This is a genomic window from Cupriavidus sp. 05N39, assembly GCF_056397325.1.
Window position 1 is genome coordinate 1 of record NZ_JBFTNE010000350.1, and the last position, 410, is coordinate 410.

General features: G+C 71.2%; 1 pseudogene. It reads right to left on the minus strand.

From position 1 onward, the window contains the following. Positions 1 to 410 (minus strand): annotated as a pseudogene (locus AC1DN0_RS41660) (hypothetical protein); the annotation flags it as partial.

The following is a 410-nucleotide window of genomic DNA, read 5'->3' on the forward strand; positions in this document are numbered from 1 at the left end:
CGCCAGGTAGATGCGCTCGGCCTGCTGCACCTGCTTGATGAAGGCCAGCGCCTTGTTGGCATAGGGCAGCGCGGCCTCGGGGCGGCCCTGGCGCAGCTCGCCTTCGGAAGACCACATCTGGTCCAGCGCGGCCTTCAGCGTGGCGCGGGTCTGCGGGTCGAGCAGCGTGGCGGCTTCGGCGTGGTCATGGGTATGGCCATACTCGGACAGCACGTCGGTGGCGCTGCCGAACAGCGCGGGGCCCTCGGCCGGCGTGTTGCCGTGGTCATGCGCGTCGTGGCCGGCCTGCGCGTGATCGGCCGCGCCGGTAGAGGCGTGGTCGTGGTGATCGTCGGCCGGCGTTTCGCTGGTGGGCAGCGCATCACTGGTCGGCGGTGGCTTCGCACCGCCCTCGCTTTCCTCGCCGAGGA